We start from the raw sequence: 19864 nt of genomic DNA, 5'->3' as shown, positions 1-19864 counted from the left end.
TTCTTGTGCAATACCGCCCTCGCCCTAACCCTCTCCCTGAGGAAGAAGGAATGGGCTGGTGCCCTGGGAGAGGACACCGCCCGGATTTCTCCCTCTGTTAAGGGAGCCGGGATGAGGGGTTATATCACCAGCGCGTTTTTAACAGGTTCGGCTGAATGCCATTAATGGCACGCGTGTTACCGAAGTCCTGTTTGGCAATGCCTGCTTCGAATTCGTCGCGGAAATATTTAATCGCACTCTGCAATGGCTCAACCGCGCCTGGCGCATGCGCACAGAAGGTTTTACCCGGTCCCAGGAAACGACACAGCTGCTCAAGCGTCTCGATATCTCCAGGCTGGCCTTCGCCACGCTCCAGGGCGCGTAGAATTTTTACGCTCCACGGCAGGCCGTCACGGCAAGGTGTGCACCAGCCGCAGGACTCACGGGCAAAGAACTCTTCCAGGTTACGGACCAGCGGCACCATGCCGATTTCATGGTCGACGGCCATCGCAAGCGCAGTACCCAGACGGCTGCCCGCTTTGCCGATGCTTTCAAATTCCATCGGTAAATCGAGGTGGGATTCGGTCAGGAAGTCTGTCCCTGCCCCGCCCGGCTGCCAGGCTTTGAATTTCAGACCGTCGCGCATACCGCCGGCGTAATCTTCGAGGATCTCGCGCGCGGTAGTGCCGAAAGGTAATTCCCAGACGCCGGGATTTTTCACGCGCCCGGAGAAGCCCATCAGCTTGGTGCCGGCATCTTTACTCATGCCGCCGCCGATACCCTGATACCACTCCACGCCATTGGCCAGAATCGCCGGAACGTTACACAAAGTTTCGACGTTGTTAACGCAGGTTGGTTTGCCCCAGACGCCGCTTGATGCAGGGAAAGGAGGTTTTGACCGTGGGTTCGCACGACGGCCTTCCAGGGAGTTAATCAGCGCGGTTTCTTCACCGCAGATATAACGCCCGGCGCCGGTGTGCACGATCAGCTCAAAATCAAAACCTGAACCGAGAATGTTTTTGCCAAGCAGGCCCGCTTCGGTGGCTTCCGCAATCGCACGGCGCAGATGTACTGCCGCCTCGATGTATTCACCACGCAGGAAGATGTAGCCACGGTAAGCTTTCAGCGCGAAAGCAGAAATGAGCATACCTTCCACCAGCAGGTGCGGCAGTTGCTCCATCAGCAGGCGGTCTTTATAGGTGCCCGGCTCCATTTCATCGGCGTTACACAGCAGGTAACGGATATTCATGGATTCGTCTTTCGGCATCAGGCTCCACTTCAGACCCGTGGAGAAACCTGCGCCGCCGCGCCCTTTCAGGCCCGCGTCTTTCACCGCGTTAACGATCTCGTCCGGCGCCATGCCGGTCAGAGCTTTACGCGCACCTTCATAACCGTTTTTGCTGCGATACTCATCCAGCCAGACCGGCTGTTTGTCATCGCGCAGCCGCCAGGTCAGCGGATGGGTTTCGGGAGTCACGATAATCGTCTTCATTTATACTGCTCCAGCAGATCGGGGATCGCTTCCGGCGTCAGATAGCTGTGAGTATCCTCATCAATCATCATGGTCGGCCCCTTGTCGCAGTTGCCCAGGCAGCAGGTCGGCAGCAGGGTAAAGCGGCCATCAAACGTGGTTTGACCCGGCTTGATGTTCAGTTTTGCTTCGATAGCGGACTGAATACCCTGGTAGCCCGTAATATGGCAAACCACGCTGTCGCAGTAGCGAATAACGTGGCGGCCTACCGGCTGGCGGAAAATCTGACTATAGAAGGTGGCTACGCCTTCTACGTCGCTGGCAGGAATGCCCAGCACATCAGCGATGGCGTAAATTGCGCCGTCCGGCACCCAGCCGCGCTGTTTCTGAACGATCTTCAGCGCTTCGATGGACGCGGCGCGAGCATCTTCGTAATGGTGTTTTTCGTGCTCAATCGCTTCACGCTCAGCTTGACTCAGCTCAAAAACTTCAGCCTGGGGTTGTTGGTTATCGTGCATAGTTAGCGATCCACATCAGACATTACAAAATCGATACTACCCAGATAGACAATCAGGTCAGAAACCAGGCTGCCGCGGATAGCCGCCGGGATTTGCTGCAGGTGCGCAAAGCTCGGGGTTCGAATGCGGGTACGGTAGCTCATGGTGCTGGCATCGCTGGTCAGGTAGTAACTGTTAATCCCCTTGGTTGCCTCAATCATCTGGAAGGATTCGTTGGCCGGCATAACCGGGCCCCAGGAAACCTGCAGGAAGTGAGTAATCAGGGTTTCGATATGCTGCAGCGTGCGCTCTTTCGGCGGCGGCGTGGTCAGCGGATGATCCGCTTTGAACGGGCCGGCTGGCATATTTTTCAGGCACTGGTCAAGAATACGCAGGCTCTGGCGCAGCTCTTCTACTTTCAGCATCACGCGGGTGTAGCAGTCGCTCACGCCTCCGCCGACCGGGATTTCGAAGTCGAAGTTTTCATAGCCAGAATAAGGACGCGCTTTACGGATATCGAAGTCGATACCGGTTGCGCGCAGGCCAGCGCCGGTTGTGCCCCACTCCAGCGCCTCTTTCTTACCGTAAGCCGCAACGCCCTGAGAACGCCCTTTCAGGATGGTGTTACGCAGGGCGGCTTTCACATAGGAATCCAGACGTTTTGGCATCCAGTCCAGGAATTCTTTCAGCAGACGTTCCCAGCCGTTCGGCAGGTCGTGCGCCACGCCGCCGATACGGAACCAGGCCGGGTGCATACGGAAGCCGGTAATAGCTTCCACCAGATCGTAGATTTTCTGGCGATCGGTAAACGCAAAGAATACCGGGGTCATCGCGCCGACGTCCTGAATGAACGTGGAGATGTACAGCAGGTGGCTGTTGATACGGAACAGTTCAGAAAGCATGACGCGGATAACGTCTACGCGCTCAGGAACCTTGATACCCGCCAGTTTTTCAACCGCCAGCACGTACGGCATTTCGTTCACGCAGCCGCCGAGGTACTCGATACGGTCGGTGTACGGAATGTAGCTATGCCAGGACTGACGCTCGCCCATTTTCTCTGCGCCACGGTGGTGATAACCGATATCCGGCACGCAATCGACAATTTCTTCGCCGTCAAGCTGCAGGATAATACGGAACGCACCGTGCGCGGACGGGTGGTTTGGCCCGAGGTTCAGGAACATGAAATCTTCATGCTCGCTGCTGCGCTTCATACCCCAGTCTTCTGGTTTGAAGGTCAGCGCTTCCATCTCTAAATCTTCTTTCTGTCTGGTTAACTCAAACGGATCGAATTCGGTGGCGCGCGCCGGGTAGTCTTTACGCAGCGGGTGACCTTCCCACGTTGGCGGCATCATGATGCGCGTCAGATGCGGGTGGCCGTTAAAGGTGATGCCAAACATTTCCCAGGTTTCACGCTCGTACCAGTTGGCGTTCGGGAAAAGTTTGGTGAACGTCGGCACGTTCAGATCGTTTTCAGATAATGCCACCTTGAGCATGATATCGCGATTGCGTTCAATGGAAATCAGGTGGTAGAAAACGGAAAAATCCGCGGCCGGTAAACCGTCGCGGTGAGTACGAAGACGCTCGTCCATGCCATGCAGGTCGAACAGCATGACATAAGGTTTGGCCAGTCTTTTTAAGAAATCGCCCACTTCCAGTAGCTGTTCACGCTTGACCCAGACTACCGGAACCCCGGTGCGGGTAGGCTGAACGGTAAAGGCATCCGGCCCAAAACGGTTACGCAGTTCGCCTATCACCGGATCATCTAAATGGTCACGGGTTTGCCAGCTTTGCTGGGCGGCATCTTGCGCGGTTAAATCGGTCATATTTCTCACCATTGCAAATGGTTCTGTGGTGACTGTCGGCCAGTGCTTCGCGCTAATATTATTGATATGCGAAGCCAGTTCTGACTACAGGCGCAAATTAAATCTCGTCTGGTGTCCGCAGGTTGGTCACAGCAATTCGTTCGCCACGCTTACGCTCGCGCTCTGATTGCATGTTGGCGCGGTAAACGCCCTGATCGCCAACCACCCACGACAGCGGGCGACGCTCTTTACCAATCGACTCTTGCAGCAGCATCAGCGCCTGCATATAGGCTTCAGGACGCGGCGGGCAGCCCGGGATGTAAACATCAACCGGCAGGAATTTATCCACGCCCTGCACAACGGAGTAGATGTCGTACATGCCGCCAGAGTTTGCGCAAGCGCCCATGGAGATAACCCATTTCGGCTCAAGCATCTGATCGTAAAGACGCTGAATAACCGGCGCCATTTTGGTAAAGCAGGTGCCGGCTATTACCATCAGGTCGGCCTGACGAGGTGAAGCACGCAGAACTTCTGCGCCGAAACGCGCCACGTCATGCACGGCGGTAAACGAAGTCACCATCTCAACGTAGCAGCAAGAAAGGCCAAAGTTGTAAGGCCAGATTGAGTTTTTACGCCCCCAGTTAACCATATCGTGCAGCGCATGTTCGAGCTTGCCCATGTACACGCTACGGTTAATTTCTTGGTCAAGAGGATCGGTTACGATTTCCTGTTTTTGCAGGGGATAACGGTCATTCTCACCGTTGTTGGGGTCTATGCGGGTGAGCGTATAGTCCATCTTATTGCCTCGCTGTTAGCGCGTATGACGTTGAGTTCTACTGTCGGTTTCCGGGTTGATTTTCTCACGACGCGAACGCGCAGGAGTCCAATCGAGCGCGCCAATACGCGCCAGATACACCAGACCAGCCAGTAGCACTAAAATGAAAATTGCGGCTTCCACGAAACCAATCCAGCCACTTTCCCGAATGGAAGTAGACCAGGCATAGAGATACAGGGCTTCCACGTCGAAAATAACGAAGAACATGGCCACCAGGTAAAACTTAGCGGAAAGGCGTAAACGCGCGGAACCAACGGAGTCGATACCTGACTCGAAGGGGGTATTCTTGTGCCGGCCCCTGGCTCTCCCGCCAAGGAACCATGCCCCGAGCAGCATGACGCAGCACAGGCCAGTGGCAACAATAAGAAAGACAGCGAACGCCCAGTGATGAGCGATAACTTCAGTGGATGTTGACATACTCATTGCTTACTCATCAAAAGTGGCGCCAAAATCTCTACTCTTGTTGGCAGATGAACACCACATCGATTCATGGGGAGGAACAATTAACCTTACAATAACTGCCGGAATTAAAATTTTACCAGCAAATTGATGGGGTTTTTTACTCCTTTCTATAACCTTTTGTCAACTTTAACAAAAGTATCCACACATTAGTTTACATTGTCACCATTTCATTAACATTTAATGCGTTAAAACTCGATGATACAGAATTATTAACCTGACTTTAATGAGGTTGAATCGTGTCCGTTGTGTGGAAAATTTTAAACAGCCCGTCTATTTTGGCAGGAAATCCCAACTATTCCTCCCCCTCATTGGGAGTATTTTCTTGATCTGAGACACGGTTTGGTTAATTCACTGCAAAAAGAAACAACAATAGCGGGTGTTTTTTAACATATTTTTGCGGTTATAGGCAGCGATGGCGGGGAAAAAGCAAAGCGGAGCGTTGTTTCTTAAGCTGTTGTTTGTGAATTATTTTTCCTGTCCGAAAAGGCGGAAAAAGCTTAAGTGATTAAAAAACAGGCCGCTGGAGCAAATAATTTCTCAAGCGGCCTGTTTTTACAGTTAACATTTTGTTACTAACAAAGCATGAAAACTACTCTGCCCTGTCTTCAGCTAACGAAGGGCCGTCCCTTTCATCAGCGGTGATGGCATAGCTATAAGGGCTGGGATTAGTTTCCATAGCGCTGAAAATTGCCTGCGCCAGCTCGTTATTCGTCTGCGGATTACGGCAAAGCAGATAGCGCGTATCCGGCATAACGGGAAGCCCATCTGCCGAGCCGAGGACGCGCAGTTCGGAGCTCATCATCTCGACAGGCCGCGCGGTGATCCCAAGGCCCGCTTTCACCGCTGCTCTGACCGCTGCAAGCGTTGAAGCGACATAAGAGATGCGCCACTGAATGTGCTCCGCATTGAGGTGCTCAATCACCATGTCGCGATACGGACTTGGATCGTCGAGCATTACCAGCGGCACTGCCTCGCCTTTCTGAAAGACATAATCTGCCGCGCAATACCATAGCGTTGGCGATGTGCGCAGGACAATCGATTCAAAATGGGCAGGCTTCGAGGTGGTGACAACCAGGTCAACTTCCTGCTGGTTGAGCATATCAAGTATGAAAGGATTGCGTTTGACCCGCACATCCAGCGCCAGTTTAGGATAAACCGAGCTGATTCTGTTAAGAAGAAAGGGAAGAATAGTATCTGCGGTTTCATCAGAAGCCCCGATGGTCAGCGCGCCCTGTAAATTACTAAACATAAGCGAAGTGCAGGCTTCATCATTAAAACGCAGAATTTTTCGCGCATATCCCAATAGCTGAATGCCATGTTCGGTTAACAGCTTGTTACGGCCATGACGTGCAAAGAGCTCTTTTCCTACCAACTGCTCAAGGCGCTGCATCTGCTGACTGACCGCGGATTGGGTGCGGCATACCGCCGCTGCGGCGGCCGCAAAAGTATTGAGATCGGCGACCGCGACAAAAGTCCTCAATAGATCGAGATCGAGATTAAGTATCGGGCGATTTGCGTTAATCATAATTTTTTCACTAGTAGGTTGCTCTTACGAGTCTGCCTTAGTTCTATTGCTGTGATTTATCAAAGAGATAAAGCAATTCCATTTACAGAACGTCTCTTAAAAAATCGTGCTATTTTTGAGACCGGTGTCCTGGTTTTAATATTTTATTTTCCCGTCAGGGTCGCGCAATTATGTGAAGCGCGCTCTGCGGGGTATTACTCTGGCTAATTCAACCTATGAACGAAGAGATTGACCATCGGTCGATTAAATTGATTTTAGCCGTTACCATAAATCTGCTTCAGGATCGGGTCTTATTTATTTTCTCGCATCCCGGATATGGGAAAGCGCCGTTCATAAGGCTGGGGTAGCGCTAGTCTGATATACAAAGGTAAACAGCAACGCCTTATAAAGCAGGCCATTACTTATGGCTGAAAACATTAGAACGACCATAACAGGTTGTGCATCTTACCTCAAATTGTGTTGATTTATAAGCTCTATTGCGAATTATCTGATCTCATTCTCTTTTTAAGCTTACCGTTAACCCTTATTTTTGGCTATTGCTGAAATTGGCAACTTCAATAATAAAATCTGCTTAATAATCTCCCGGGCATTTATTAATTACATCTCCGATTAAGATTCTAAACAACTCTTTAACTCCCCATCACCGCTGGCCCCTAAGGAAACGGGCTGAGCGTTGTTTATTAATATGTTAAGAAAGAAGCGCGGACGGGCATTTTACAGAGAATTTATCTTCCGTTGCTTGGTTGTTAAATATTTACAAAAATAAACAATGGCGGCCGCCGGGCAGGTTGGCCCGTTTTTACAACTATCCGGCCTGAACAGAGGATCGCAAAGAATACGGCACGGCCAGGCCGCCGGCTTAGCAAAGATGCCAGCCGGTGTTTGTTGCCGGCTTAGCCGATAGCTGACCAGACGGTGAATGGATATCCGGTAAGGAAACTTCCCCGGCATACAAAACGGGGAAGGAGCAGACGTTACGGCATTAGAAGTCGATGTTAACGCCAAGCTGCCATGTCCGGCCGGGCATCGCCGCCAGCGCTTTGTCGTAAGCGTCCTGATTTGTAGTGCCTTCAAGCGTTCTGCTGCTCAGATAATCCCAGTATTGACGATCCGTCAGATTATAAACGCCGCCGTTGAGGCGAACGTTCTTCGTCACCTGCCAGTACGCGCTCCAGTCCAGCATGCCGTAGCCGGGCACGCGCATATACTCGCCGGTGGCGTTGGTGAGGGTTGAGCCGTTGTTAAGGTAGGATTCGCGGTTGGTCGCGGTGGCCCGTTTACCTTTAACAAAGGTAGCGGTCAGCCCGGTACCGTAGCGTTTCGCCGGGTCGTTCCACGCCACGCCAACGATCGCCTTCATCGGCGCCACGCTGTCGAGGTCGACGTATTTGTCGCCGTCATAGGTGGATTTGGATTTCCCTTCGCTGTAGCCATAGGCGAGCGTTGCGCTCAGGCCGTCCACCTGTTCGAACCAGGTGCCAACGTTGAATCTGGCGCTGATTTCGCCGCCGTAGATATAGGCTTTATCGCGGTTTTCCGCCTGGAAGATAGTATAGATATTCGACGGTACGTTGCTGAATATCCCCGGATTGGCGGCTCGGGAATAGCGAGTATAGGCGATAAAATCCTCATAGCTGTTGTAAAACAGGGAGGTGCGCAGAGTGATGCCTTCCGTCACTTCCCCTTTAATGCCCCACTCCAGGCTATCGCTGGTTTCGGTCTCCAGATCGGTATTACCGATCAGCGCATACTGCTTCCGCCCCGCGTAGCTTGAGCCGAGATTCCACGAGCCGAACAGCTGGCTGGCGTTCGGGAACTGCGCGCCGCGCTGGTATTGCAGATAGGTCATCAGGCGCGGCGTCAGAGAGTACTGGAAGGTTAACGACGGCAGCGCCTGGGTGTCGGTATTTTTGCCGTACAGCCTGGAGAGGGACGACTCCGTAAGCAGGCCGCTGCTGGTGGTCAGGTCGGAAAGATCTTCAGGCCGGGTCGACTGGTATATCACGCGCACGCCGGGAATGACCGCGAAGCTGTGGCCGTCGGGAAGATCGACATTAATTTTATCCTGCACGAAGCCGCTGATGGTGTCGCTGCGGCTGTCCGCATCCGGCTGCATGATTTCACCGTAGACGCTCGGAACGGGCGACTGGCTGAACGGACGCTGGGTTTTGGTGATGCCGGCGTTAAAACCCGTGCTCAGGTCATGACGGCCAAGAGATTTTGCCAGCGCGGACTGAATCCCCCAGCTATCCGTATCATAGCCGGAGTTTATCGTTTCCATGATGCGGGTAATGCTGTCCGGCATGTAAGTCCAGTCGTGGGCCTCGGTATGCTGGTAATAGACTTTGGTCGACATGCTGTCGATATAGTCATTCAGCGGCGTCCAGTCGTCCTTGAGGCTGATGCCCCAGCGCCGGGTCTGGCTGGTCTGCTTAGCGTCGCCAATCTTGCTGTTACCGCCGCTATTCCAGATATCGAAATGGGTGTGGTTGGTTTTATGATAGTAGTCGAGGGTAGTGGTCACCTTATGCTCATCGTTGGGCTGCCAGATCCCGGAGGCCATCACCGCATCGGAATGCCAGTTCGCCGGATAAGCATCGATTATATCGCTGTTATTACGGGTTTCCTGTCCGTCGCGGCGGCTGTAGACCAGAATCCCGCGCAGGGTTTCATCGCCGCCGGATGCGGTAAGCCCGTTATGCCAGCTGCGATCCGCAGAATCATAGCCGCTCTGGTAGCTAAAGGCGTGGGTTTCGCCCGGACGCAGATAATAATCAGGTGATTTCGGGCGGAAAGAGACGTTGCCGCCGATGGCGACGTTGGCCGTTTCGGTCGACGTGGCGCCGGACTGAATATTAACGCTGCCGTACATGTACGGATCGATATAGTCGCGGCCAATGCCGAAGGTGTTTAGCCCGGCGCGGCTGACGTAGCTGCGTCCGGTCGCGTTTGGCTGGGCGATGCCGTCAACGTCAATGCCGACGCGGTTGCTTTCCATCCCGCGAATGTTGTAGCCGGTATAGCCCCCGCGATCGAAGCCGCTTTTGCCGTTGCCGGAGCCGCCGCTGACGCCGGTTGCGCCGATCAATGGCTCATAGCGCATAATGGAACCAAAATCGTTGGCCCCTTTGCCCTGTAATTCCTGCATGCCAATGGCATGACTGCTGCCCGCTTTAAGCTCGGTGGCGGTGACAATCATCACATCGATATCGTCATCCGGTTCGGCGGCGGACGCCGCGGCCACTTGTTCACTCGCGGCGCTGGCCCCCGGCAGGTGCATTGCCGCAAGCAATAACGTTATTAACATCCTTTTTTTGAACTGGTTACGGATGGGATAGAGGTTATTCATGCTGTCATCCTTATCATTTTAGTACGATCCATTGATTTATTTTCGTGCTGACACGTTTTCCCAGAAAATTAAGCGGACTAACCAGGTAATAATTCTTTATTGCCCGGTTGCGCCAGGCGCTAAATACGCGCGGCGGCACGCCGGGAAATTTAACTTAGCCTTCAGGCCTCTTATTTATCGCGGGCCTGTTTCCAGATTCCGCCTTCCCTTACGGGCCTCTGGCCGAACAACAAGGAGTCACCCTGGGGAATAATTAAGCAGAATCAGGATGAATGGTAATGATAACCATTTGCATTATCAACAAATAAATGAAACACTGCCTATCTGAAGGCGTGTGGCAGGACAGGAATTGATGCGGCCGCCGTAGCGCATCCGAGGCCAGACCGGTTAACCATCCCGGAAATAAGATAAGCGCAACCCCGGCATTCGCCTGCCGTAACCGAACGGAATAAGAGAGCGTAATTATTTATACGCAACAGGTTGTTGAGACTGAAAGGAGGCATTATGCAACTTAAAAAACTATCTTCTTACCTTATGGTCATGTTTGTTACCGCCGGTATATCAGCGCGGGCGATGGCGATGGAGCCGCCGCCCCTGCCGAAAGAAAGCCGTTTTCATTTAAAAACAAATTATCTACAGCAGGCCGAAGAAGGTATTTATGAGCTGGCATACGACAGCAAGCATAATAAAGTCTTTGCCGCCGTGATGGATCGGGTTCATCGTGAGGATAATAAAGGTTATCTGTACTCTTTTTCTCCGGCGAGCCTCGCTATTGAAAAAAAATATGCTGCGCCGTACCGGGCATTTTCGCTGGCTATTAATCCACAAGCCGACAGAATCTATGTGGGGCATACTCAGGCCGCCTCATTGCGTATCAGCATGCTGGATACGGTTTCCGGGAAGGTGGTGAAAACCAGCGACAGGCTAAGTTTCAATAATCCTGATGCCGCCGACCCCAAAGCTGAACACCTGAGGCATATGGTGTACAGCCCGGCGGCGAACGCGCTGTTTATCAGCTATAGCAACATGCTGAAAAGTTCAGACGGCCATCGAACGGTGCAAAAGCTGCTGGTGCTCGACGGCACGTCGCTGAAATCCCTGGGCGAAGTAAAAGATGCGTATAAAACCACGGCCTACGGGCTGGCTTTTGACGATAACACCCAAAGGATTTATATCGGCGGTAAAGAATACATCAATGAAATTGATGCCGTAACCCGCAAAGTATTACGAACTATCCCGTTAACAAACGCCAGCCCTGCAATCCCCAGCGTTCAGAGCCTGAGCGTGGATTCTGCTTCCGGCAGAATATTCGTGGTCGTTTTCAGCCATAAAGATAAAACGGGGAAAAATGACGGGCTTTATATTTTTGACCTGCATAACGGCAAGCAGCTTGCCTATGTTCACACCGGCAAAGGCGCGAATGCGGTTAAATACAATCCTAAATATAATGAAATATACGTAACCAATTTCAGAAGCGGTACGGTAAGCGTCGTGGATGCGAAAACGTATTCTGTCAAAAAAGAATTTAACACGCCGGTGTATCCGAACCAAATGGCGTTATCTTCAGACCTTGACACATTGTACGTGGGTATTAAAGAAGGGTTTAATAAGCAGTGGGATGCGGATGTTTTTGTTGAGGGAGCAAAAGAGAAAATATTAAGCATCTCGCTCAATAAATCATAAAGGTGCAATCAGGAGAGACGGTGCGGTGCGCCAGTTCCGTTTCTCCTGACGGCAATCCAGGCCGCAGACACCACAAACGCTCAGGAATAGCCGGACTTGATGGCAAGCCCGGGGCCGGCCGCGCCGGTGAGGTTCATACCGGTTGACCTGCTATCTGCCAGCGGCCGCAGCGCTTTATCGTGAACGGCAGGTTTCCCTGCCGGAAGAGGCTGCGGCTGGGGTGGAGCCGCTTACCGCAGTTAACACGGCGTCCTGCCTGTCACTTCCCCCTTATTGAATGCTGAATTAAGTCTCCCCGCCGGTGGCTGCCTCCTTCTGATTTTTGGCGACGCAGATCCTGGTCGAGCGGGGCGTTATGCCGTTTTGTCTAATATCACCGTCTTATTCCTGCCGCCGGTTTCTTTCCCTCGTCTTTTATTACCTACGGATTTTTTTAAAATTAATTCACCTAACTTGAAAATATTTCGAGAAACCTGAATGATTTCAATGAAAAATTACTTTAAAAGTTCTATACATATATTACCGCACATGGCTATGAATAAATAACAGGCGTAGCGTCAGCCGTTTTCACAATATATTATCGCTCAATATATAAATGTGAGAGACTTACTTTTTTAGGTATTTCAGATTATTGCCCTGGGCATTTGACTGGCTTCTGGAGAGCGTGCTGTTGCTGCCAGCGCTGCGATTGCTCGCGTGAATATTCATTTTTACTTGGTCGTTTTTCAATACTGTACTTTTGGCTAACAGAAGCAGCCGCTTCGTAACCCGCAATATTTCAGGATATAAAATCAAAATCAAAACATATATCCAGATTATTATCTGGATTATTGGATTAATGACAACATTAATGACTAAAAGATAAAATCAAAAAGCCTTTTTGTTTTACATCCTGCTGCAGATAAATTGCACTTATGCGCTTCGTCTGGGTTCAAATCTGCGTCGGCCAGGAGTACATTGTTGCCTGGTTGCTTCCACGGCAGGAAGCAACGCTAACATTTAAGGTCGAAGCTCCATGTCCCCTATCGAAAAATCCAGCAAATTAGATAATGTTTGTTATGACATCCGCGGTCCGGTTCTCAAAGAGGCGAAACGCCTGGAAGAGGAAGGCAATAAAGTCCTTAAGCTGAATATCGGTAACCCCGCCCCGTTCGGTTTTGAAGCCCCGGATGAAATCCTTGTCGATGTAATCCGCAACCTTCCTGGCGCGCAGGGATACTGCGACTCGAAAGGGCTTTACTCCGCGCGCAAGGCCATCATGCAACATTATCAGGCGCAGGGCATGCGGGATGTGACCGTCGAAGATATTTATATCGGTAACGGTGTTTCTGAGCTGATTGTCCAGTCGATGCAGGCGCTGCTCAACAGCGGCGATGAAATGCTGGTCCCGGCGCCGGATTACCCGCTGTGGACGGCCGCCGTCTCGCTTTCGGGCGGTAAAGCGGTACATTATCTTTGTGACGAATCCGCCGACTGGTTCCCCGATCTCGATGATATTCGTGCCAAAATCACCCCGCGTACCCGTGGCATTGTGATTATTAACCCAAACAACCCAACCGGTGCGGTGTATTCAAAAGAATTACTCATGGAAATCGTTGAGCTGGCCCGTCAGCACAACCTCATCATCTTTGCCGATGAGATTTATGACAAAATCCTCTACGATGAAGCGCAGCATCATTCTATTGCCGCCATGGCGCCAGATTTGTTAACCATCACCTTTAACGGCCTGTCCAAAACTTACCGCGTCGCCGGTTTCCGCCAGGGCTGGATGGTGCTCAACGGGCCAAAGAAACACGCCAAAGGTTATATTGAAGGGCTGGAAATGCTGGCTTCAATGCGCCTGTGCGCTAACGTCCCGGCTCAGCACGCCATTCAGACCGCGCTTGGCGGCTACCAGAGCATCAGCGAATTCATCGTGCCGGGCGGTCGTCTTTATGAGCAGCGCAACCGCGCATGGGAACTGATTAACGATATTCCAGGCGTCTCTTGCGTGAAGCCGCGCGGTGCGTTGTATATGTTCCCGAAAATCGACGCGAAGCGCTTTAACATCCATGACGATCAGAAAATGGTGCTCGATTTTCTGCTACAGGAAAAAGTGCTGCTGGTGCAGGGAACGGCTTTTAACTGGCCGTGGCCCGACCATGTGCGTATCGTGACGCTACCACGCGTGGACGAACTGGAAATGTCCATCAATAAGCTGGGTAGATTCCTGGAACATTACCGCCAGTAGCCGGTTAGCGGGGAAGAGGTTTGCATCTTCCCCTTTCTCCTCGCACAATGGTGCTCTTTGCCAGATTCCAGGTGCCCTCATGAGTCAAAGCCATTTCTTCGCCCATCTTTCCCGCCTGAAGCTCATCAATCGCTGGCCGCTCATGCGCAACGTGCGCACTGAAAACGTGTCAGAGCACAGCCTGCAGGTGGCGATGGTGGCTCATGCCCTTGCCGCTATCAAAAACCGCAAATTCAACGGCCATGTGAATGCCGAACGCGTTGCGCTCCTGGCCCTCTATCATGACGCCAGCGAAGTGCTGACCGGCGATCTCCCGACGCCGGTTAAATACTTTAATTCGCAAATCGCCCATGAATATAAAGCCATCGAGAAGATTGCCCAGCAGAAATTAATCGATATGGTGCCAGAGGAACTGCGGGATATCTGGGCGCCGCTGATCGATGAGCATCAGTACAGCGAGGAAGAAAAAGCCACCGTTAAACAGGCGGATGCGCTGTGTGCGTATCTGAAATGCCTGGAAGAATTATCGGCCGGCAATAACGAATTCCTCCTGGCTAAAGGCCGCCTGGAAAAGACCCTTGCGGACAGACACAGCGAAGAGATGGACTATTTCATGCAGGTGTTCGTGCCCAGCTTCCAGCTTTCGCTTGATGAAATTAGCCAGGATTCCCCGCTTTAACGTTCACACGCCCTCTCCAGGCGAGGGAAGCAAACTAAAACGGAAACAGCATCGGCACCATCACGACGCTTACCACCATCACAATGACGGTAAAGGGCACGCCTAATTTCACAAAGTCGCTGAATTTGTAATTACCCGGCCCCAGTACCAGCGTATTTACCGGTGAAGAAACCGGCGTCATAAAGGCGGCTGATGCGGCAAGCGCCACAATCATCGCAAACGGATAAGGCGAAACGCCCATTGATTTTGCCGCAGCCAGGGCGATAGGCGCCATTAATACCGCCGTGGCGGTGTTCGAGATAAATAGCCCGATAGCCGCGCACATCACAAACAGGCAGACGAGCATAATATAAGGCCCGTAGCCGCCGCCAAACTTCATTAAGCCGCCCACGATTAAATCCACGCCGCCGGTTTTTTGCAGCGCCAGGGCAAACGGCATCATGCCGACAATTAAAATGATGCTCGGCCAGTGAATCGCTTTGTAGGCGCTTTCCATGTCGATACAGCGGAATTTCCCCATCAGCAGGCAGGCAACGATCGCCGCGACTGGATTGGGAATGTCGTCGGTTAACATCAGCGCGACCATCAGTGCCAGGCAAAAAATGGCGTGCGGCGCCTGGCTATGCGCCGGCGACGCTTCCCCCTCTTCCACCGGCAGGTTGAGCACTAAGAAGTCACGGCTTTTTTTATTCAGCTGGCTGATTAGCTTCCAGTTACCGACCACCAGCAGGATATCGCCAAGCTGAAGAGATTCGTCCACCAGCAGGCCTTCCTGCGCCTCGCCGTTGCGCTTAAGGCCAACGACATTCAGCCCATAGCGGGTACGAAAACCAATTTCACGCAGGGTCTGCCCGAGCAGTTCTGAATTCGGGATCATCGACACTTCCGCCATGCCTACATCCAGCGCCTGGTCAGAGAAATATTCTCCGCGCAGGATCATCGGCTCAAGCATCTGTTCACTACAGAATTCGCGCAGATCAACCTCGGATGCGGACATATCAATCAGCAGCACGTCCCTGGCGCGAAACTCGGTTATCCCGGTAACGTTCACTATCACCCGGCGAAACCGGCGCCAGCGTTCAAGGCCGATAACGTTGGCGCCATAGCGTTCACGCAGTTTCAAATCATCCAGACGATGGCCCACCATCGGCGATCCGGGACGAATCGCCAGGCGACGGGCGCGGCCGGTCAGGCGATACTCTTTTATCAAATCGCGAAAAGTGCGTCGCTTCCAGCCCGCTTTACCTTCATCTTTGTGCTGGCCGTTAAGGGCAAAACGGGCAAAAAGCATATAAGCGACGCCCAGCACGAGCACGACCAGGCCAACGGGCGTTACGCTAAAGAAGTTGAACCCCTGTAATCCTTCACGCAGCAGTTCGCTGTTGATCACAAGGTTAGGCGGCGTGGCGACCAGCGTCATCATGCCGCTGATAAGTCCGGCAAAGCTGAGCGGCATCATCAGGCGCGACGGAGCCGTTTTCATCCGCATGGAAACGCTCAGCACCACGGGAATAAAGATAGCGACAACGCCTGTGGAACTCATAAAGGCGCCCAGCCCGGCGACGGTAATCATCAGGAGGACAAGCATTTTGGTTTCGCTGCTGCCGGCTACGTCCACCAGCCAGGACCCCATTTTGGTCGCCACGCCCGTTCGAACCAGGCCGTCGCCAATGATAAAAAGTGCGGCAATCAGAATCACGTTAGGGTCGCTGAATCCGGAAAAAGCCTCGCTAAGGGTTAGCGTACCGCTCAGGACGAAAGCGACAATGACCAGCAGGGCAACGGCATCCATTCTCACCTTGCCGGTGGCAAACAGCACTACCGTGATGCCAAGCAACGACAGTACCCAAAGCAGTTCCGAATTCAAAACCTGTCCTTGTTTGCGAAAAATGAAGAACGCCAGAGCATGCCATAAAAAAACCCCGCCGATGCGGGGTTAAATCATAGGATCAGTGTTTTCTTAACACTTCCACGCTGCCGTCCGGTAATTTTTGAATCAGCAGTTCAGTTAGCGATCGTAAGACATAATCGACATGCTCAAGGCGCGGTGTCTCCGCCGGTGCGTTAACGGCAATAACATGGCAGCCAGCCGCAAGGCCTGACAGCACGCCCGCCGGCGCATCTTCCACCACTACACACTCTTCCGGCTCAAGGCCCAGCATCTGCGCGCCAAGCAGATAAGCATCTGGCTCAGGTTTACCGCGTGCCACGCGCTCCGCGGTAACGAACACCTCTGGCTCAGGCAGGCCACCCGCCAGGCGACGCGCCACGGCAACCGGTACAGATCCGGAAGTAACGATAGCCCACGGGATCCCGGCTTCGTTCAGGTGCGCCAATAGCTCAACGGCACCGGGAAGCGCCGTTACACCGTCGGTATCTTCAGCCTCGATTTTCTCGAGTCGCGTAAACTCCTGTTGGATATCTTCTTCGGATGCGCCCGCCATAAAATGGCGCAGTGAAGTAATCGCCTGCTTGCCGTGGATGAAGCCCAGTACCTCCGCAGGGGAGATATCAAAGCGCTTCGCCCAGTTTATCCATGCACGCTCAACCGCTGGCAGGGAGTCAACCAGAGTCCCATCCAAATCAAACAAGAAACCTTTACACTTCACCACACTTTTCCCCTCAGGCATTGATAATCTGCGCGATCTCATTCGCACTTAAGTGATACTGACGCGGGCAGGACTGCCACACTTTCAGCATGCGTTGATATTTTTCCCACATTGGCGTCTGCGCGTTAAAGCCGTGCGTTCCCGCATCAAAATGTGCATAGCGGCCTTCAACGTTAACCATAAAGCGGACATAGCCCAGGAAACGCGCTTCTGTTGCGGCATCAAAGCCCAGGAAAGTAACACGACGTTCGTCGATATTTTGCTTGTCTTTAAGGTTGGTCCAGCAGACGTTCAGCGCGTGATACATCTCCATAATGTCAATGACGGTGCGGCAGGTTTCTTCCGTTAACTGCCCAAATTCGCGATCCAGCTCGCGCATTTGCAGGCCGTAGCCGCGCTCAATAATAGTTTGCAGACGGCGGTAGCGCTCGGCGTTATCCGGGTCGAGCATGGTCATCATTTTATACTGATTAGATAAAATCAGACGCTGGGCATGAGTCATTTCCATTTATAAGCTCCCGTAGTGCGGGATATATCCCGCTAAAAAGTATGCCTTCTTTTATATACCATTATCCTTCGAGTTGCAGAGGTGTTGACTACATTTACTTATTCCAGCCTCTTATTGCAGCAGGCTACCGGGGATATATTCCCTGGCCGCCTGCCTGAAGCTCGCACGCTAAGTGGCATACGTCTGGTGACGTCCGTTTACAAATCATCCAGGAAAGTTTTATCGAGCTGTTTGAACGCCCGCCGGAGCACGTCGGCCAGCGCCTGATAATCCGGCTTGCCTTCTACCGGCGCCAACGCCTGGCCCGACTCCTGTAATTTTCCGCGCACTTCATAGAACCAGTGCAGAATAGTTGGCGGTAACGGCGTGACGGAACGCTTGCCTAGCCACCAAAGACCCTGCATTGGCAAACTGCAGGCAAACAAAGCGGTAGCGACGGCGGGGCCAGACTGGCCGCCAAGCGCGATTTGCCAGGTTAACGTGAAGACGGCAAGCGGGGGCATAAAGCGGATCGCAAAGCGGGTGGCGCGTATGACACGGTTTTCGACAAAGATGGGCGCAAGGCGCTTTTCTACGGGCCAGGTCTTTGCATAATTCTGGCCACGACCGAATAAGCTAAACCAGCTGATGTGGCTGTTCTGGGGTGTCGACATGGCTTTACCTCAACTTCGCATATAAAAAATAAAATTATTGTGCAAGATAACAACTCTAAATGACATGGTTCAAAATATTTTGTTTTTAAAGGCCTCTGAGGGTATCCTGTGCGGGTTTTTGACGGCCTGGAATGGGAAACCGTCGGCTGTCAAACCGTCACTCAATATCGCCTTTGCCGAAAAAGTGCGCAAAATGGCGTAAACTCTAGAGTATTTATTCGCCATGCCAAAAAAACGACTTTGGCATGACGTTAATCATAAATGTCAGCCTCATCATGCGCTACGCTGAGAGACTATCTGACGTTTTTTTAGCCACGTAAAAGTAGGTACTTCCATGTCGAGTAAGTTAGTGCTGGTTCTGAACTGCGGTAGCTCTTCACTGAAATTCGCAATTATCGATGCGGTCAACGGTGACGAGTACCTCTCTGGTTTAGCCGAATGTTTCCATCTTCCAGAAGCGCGTATCAAATGGAAAATGGATGGCGGTAAACAAGAAGCGGCTTTGGGCGCAGGCGCCGCTCACAGCGAAGCTCTTAACTATATGGTTAATACTATTCTGGCACAAAAACCAGAGTTGTCCGAGCAGCTCACCGCCATCGGCCACCGCATTGTTCACGGCGGCGAGAAATACACCAGCTCCGTCGTTATCGACGACTCTGTGGTTCAGGGTATCAAAGATTCAGCCTCTTTTGCACCGCTGCATAACCCTGCGCACCTGATCGGTATCGCTGAAGCGCTGAAGTCCTTCCCCGAGCTGGCTGATAAAAACGTTGCCGTGTTCGACACCGCGTTCCATCAGACTATGCCAGAAGAGTCTTACCTCTACGCTCTGCCGTACAAGCTGTATAAAGAGCACGGCGTTCGCCGCTACGGTTTCCACGGCACCAGTCACTATTATGTGACTCAGGAAGCCGCAAAAATGCTGAACAAACCGGTAGAAGAACTGAACATCATCACCTGCCATCTGGGCAACGGTGGTTCCGTTTCTGCTATCCGTAACGGCGAGTGCGTCGATACCTCTATGGGCCTGACTCCGCTGGAAGGTCTGGTGATGGGTACCCGTACCGGTGACATCGATCCGGCCATCATCTTCTTCCTGCACGACAACTTAGGTCTGAGCGTTGAAGATATCAACAAAATGCTGACCAAAGAGTCCGGCCTGCTGGGTCTGACCGAAGTCACCAGCGACTGCCGCTATGTTGAAGATAACTACGAAACCAAAGCGGACGCTAAACGTGCAATGGACGTTTACTGCCATCGCCTGGCGAAATACATCGGTTCTTACACCGCTCTGATGGATGGTCGTCTGGACGCGGTAGTATTCACCGGCGGTATCGGTGAAAACGCAGCAATGGTACGCGAGCTGTCTCTGGGCAAACTGGGCGTTCTGGGCTTTGAAGTTGACCACGAGCGCAACCTGGCGGCACGTTTTGGCAAGTCCGGCTTCATCAACAAAGAGGGTACCCGCCCGGCGGTGGTCATCACCACTAACGAAGAGCTGGTTATCGCTCAGGATGCAGCCCGCCTGACTGCCTGATTCTCCCGCCGCCAGCCTTCGCTGGCGGTGTTGTTTTCTGAGTCT

15 protein-coding genes are annotated in these 19864 nt (G+C 52.5%); 4 read left to right on the top strand and 11 right to left on the bottom strand.

Going from position 1 to position 19864, the window contains the following annotated elements:
- Nucleotides 1-124: 124 nt before the first annotated feature.
- The 7 genes from nuoF to E2L00_RS00465 all read right to left on the bottom strand — a co-directional run bounded on the left by nuoF (nt 125) and on the right by E2L00_RS00465 (nt 9920).
- A complete protein-coding gene (nuoF, locus tag E2L00_RS00495; RefSeq protein ID WP_167605549.1) occupies nt 125-1471 on the bottom strand; it encodes an NADH-quinone oxidoreductase subunit NuoF in 1347 nt (448 codons plus the stop codon).
- Nucleotides 1468-1968, bottom strand: coding sequence for an NADH-quinone oxidoreductase subunit NuoE (gene nuoE / locus E2L00_RS00490; RefSeq protein ID WP_167605547.1), 501 nt, complete (start codon nt 1966-1968; stop codon nt 1468-1470). Before nuoE ends, nuoF begins: the two co-directional genes overlap by 4 nt.
- Nucleotides 1969-1970: 2 nt before the next feature.
- The gene (gene nuoC, locus E2L00_RS00485; protein WP_167605545.1) at nt 1971-3782 is read right to left on the bottom strand and encodes an NADH-quinone oxidoreductase subunit C/D; all 1812 of its coding nucleotides are present in this window, start codon (nt 3780-3782) and stop codon (nt 1971-1973) included.
- Between the two features lie 85 nt (nt 3783-3867).
- The gene (gene nuoB / locus E2L00_RS00480; protein WP_121268543.1) at nt 3868-4545 is read right to left on the bottom strand and encodes an NADH-quinone oxidoreductase subunit NuoB; all 678 of its coding nucleotides are present in this window, start codon (nt 4543-4545) and stop codon (nt 3868-3870) included.
- 15 nt (nt 4546-4560) lie between these two features.
- Nucleotides 4561-5007 carry an NADH-quinone oxidoreductase subunit NuoA gene (gene nuoA, locus E2L00_RS00475; RefSeq protein WP_167605543.1) on the bottom strand — a complete coding sequence of 149 codons (447 nt, stop codon included), beginning with the start codon at nt 5005-5007 and terminating at the stop codon, nt 4561-4563.
- Between the two features lie 628 nt (nt 5008-5635).
- Nucleotides 5636-6571, bottom strand: a complete 936-nt coding sequence (gene lrhA / locus E2L00_RS00470; RefSeq protein WP_167605542.1) for a transcriptional regulator LrhA — start codon at nt 6569-6571, stop codon at nt 5636-5638.
- Nucleotides 6572-7553: 982 nt separating this feature from the next.
- Nucleotides 7554-9920 (bottom strand): TonB-dependent receptor domain-containing protein, encoded by a 2367-nt coding sequence (locus tag E2L00_RS00465; protein ID WP_167605540.1) that lies wholly within the window; start codon nt 9918-9920, stop codon nt 7554-7556.
- Nucleotides 9921-10424: 504 nt separating this feature from the next.
- On the opposite strand from E2L00_RS00465, the gene E2L00_RS00460 reads away from it, so the two are divergent.
- The 3 genes from E2L00_RS00460 (at nt 10425) to yfbR (ending at nt 14512) form a co-directional block, all read left to right on the top strand.
- Complete coding sequence (locus E2L00_RS00460) at nt 10425-11603, top strand: YncE family protein (RefSeq protein WP_167605538.1); 1179 nt, start codon at nt 10425-10427, stop codon at nt 11601-11603.
- Between the two features lie 1015 nt (nt 11604-12618).
- Nucleotides 12619-13833 carry an alanine transaminase AlaA gene (gene alaA / locus E2L00_RS00455; RefSeq protein ID WP_167605536.1) on the top strand — a complete coding sequence of 405 codons (1215 nt, stop codon included), beginning with the start codon at nt 12619-12621 and terminating at the stop codon, nt 13831-13833.
- Between the two features lie 79 nt (nt 13834-13912).
- Nucleotides 13913-14512 carry a 5'-deoxynucleotidase gene (gene yfbR, locus E2L00_RS00450; RefSeq protein WP_167605534.1) on the top strand — a complete coding sequence of 200 codons (600 nt, stop codon included), beginning with the start codon at nt 13913-13915 and terminating at the stop codon, nt 14510-14512.
- 34 nt (nt 14513-14546) lie between these two features.
- On the opposite strand, the gene E2L00_RS00445 is transcribed toward yfbR, so the two are convergent.
- The 4 genes from E2L00_RS00445 to yfbV form a co-directional block, all read right to left on the bottom strand.
- Nucleotides 14547-16379 carry an SLC13 family permease gene (locus tag E2L00_RS00445; RefSeq protein ID WP_167605532.1) on the bottom strand — a complete coding sequence of 611 codons (1833 nt, stop codon included), beginning with the start codon at nt 16377-16379 and terminating at the stop codon, nt 14547-14549.
- Nucleotides 16380-16461: 82 nt separating this feature from the next.
- Nucleotides 16462-17142 (bottom strand): sugar phosphatase, encoded by a 681-nt coding sequence (locus E2L00_RS00440; protein WP_167605530.1) that lies wholly within the window; start codon nt 17140-17142, stop codon nt 16462-16464.
- Nucleotides 17135-17629 (bottom strand): YfbU family protein, encoded by a 495-nt coding sequence (locus E2L00_RS00435; RefSeq protein ID WP_167605528.1) that lies wholly within the window; start codon nt 17627-17629, stop codon nt 17135-17137. The genes E2L00_RS00440 and E2L00_RS00435 overlap by 8 nt, the downstream gene beginning before the upstream one ends.
- Before the next feature lie 197 nt (nt 17630-17826).
- Nucleotides 17827-18282 carry a terminus macrodomain insulation protein YfbV gene (yfbV, locus tag E2L00_RS00430; protein WP_167605526.1) on the bottom strand — a complete coding sequence of 152 codons (456 nt, stop codon included), beginning with the start codon at nt 18280-18282 and terminating at the stop codon, nt 17827-17829.
- Between the two features lie 334 nt (nt 18283-18616).
- Between yfbV and ackA the strand changes: the two genes are divergently transcribed.
- Complete coding sequence (gene ackA / locus E2L00_RS00425) at nt 18617-19819, top strand: acetate kinase (RefSeq protein ID WP_167605524.1); 1203 nt, start codon at nt 18617-18619, stop codon at nt 19817-19819.
- The last annotated feature ends 45 nt before the right edge of the window (nt 19820-19864 follow it).

The organism is Cedecea colo (assembly GCF_011808225.1).
Taxonomy (GTDB): domain Bacteria; phylum Pseudomonadota; class Gammaproteobacteria; order Enterobacterales; family Enterobacteriaceae; genus Dryocola; species Dryocola colo.
Note: the sequence above shows the minus strand (reverse complement) of the source record. Positions and strands in the feature narration are given on the sequence as shown.

What these genes read in the sequence shown, in the direction of transcription:
- nuoF (WP_167605549.1), bottom strand. Translation starts at nt 1,471, where the DNA reads ATGAAGACGATTATCGTGACTCCCGAAACCCATCCGCTGACCTGGCGG.
- nuoE (WP_167605547.1), bottom strand. Translation starts at nt 1,968, where the DNA reads ATGCACGATAACCAACAACCCCAGGCTGAAGTTTTTGAGCTGAGTCAA.
- nuoC (WP_167605545.1), bottom strand. Translation starts at nt 3,782, where the DNA reads ATGGTGAGAAATATGACCGATTTAACCGCGCAAGATGCCGCCCAGCAA.
- nuoB (WP_121268543.1), bottom strand. Translation starts at nt 4,545, where the DNA reads ATGGACTATACGCTCACCCGCATAGACCCCAACAACGGTGAGAATGAC.
- nuoA (WP_167605543.1), bottom strand. Translation starts at nt 5,007, where the DNA reads ATGAGTATGTCAACATCCACTGAAGTTATCGCTCATCACTGGGCGTTC.
- lrhA (WP_167605542.1), bottom strand. Translation starts at nt 6,571, where the DNA reads ATGATTAACGCAAATCGCCCGATACTTAATCTCGATCTCGATCTATTG.
- E2L00_RS00465 (WP_167605540.1), bottom strand. Translation starts at nt 9,920, where the DNA reads ATGAATAACCTCTATCCCATCCGTAACCAGTTCAAAAAAAGGATGTTA.
- E2L00_RS00460 (WP_167605538.1), top strand. Translation starts at nt 10,425, where the DNA reads ATGCAACTTAAAAAACTATCTTCTTACCTTATGGTCATGTTTGTTACC.
- alaA (WP_167605536.1), top strand. Translation starts at nt 12,619, where the DNA reads ATGTCCCCTATCGAAAAATCCAGCAAATTAGATAATGTTTGTTATGAC.
- yfbR (WP_167605534.1), top strand. Translation starts at nt 13,913, where the DNA reads ATGAGTCAAAGCCATTTCTTCGCCCATCTTTCCCGCCTGAAGCTCATC.
- E2L00_RS00440 (WP_167605530.1), bottom strand. Translation starts at nt 17,142, where the DNA reads ATGCCTGAGGGGAAAAGTGTGGTGAAGTGTAAAGGTTTCTTGTTTGAT.
- E2L00_RS00435 (WP_167605528.1), bottom strand. Translation starts at nt 17,629, where the DNA reads ATGGAAATGACTCATGCCCAGCGTCTGATTTTATCTAATCAGTATAAA.
- yfbV (WP_167605526.1), bottom strand. Translation starts at nt 18,282, where the DNA reads ATGTCGACACCCCAGAACAGCCACATCAGCTGGTTTAGCTTATTCGGT.
- ackA (WP_167605524.1), top strand. Translation starts at nt 18,617, where the DNA reads ATGTCGAGTAAGTTAGTGCTGGTTCTGAACTGCGGTAGCTCTTCACTG.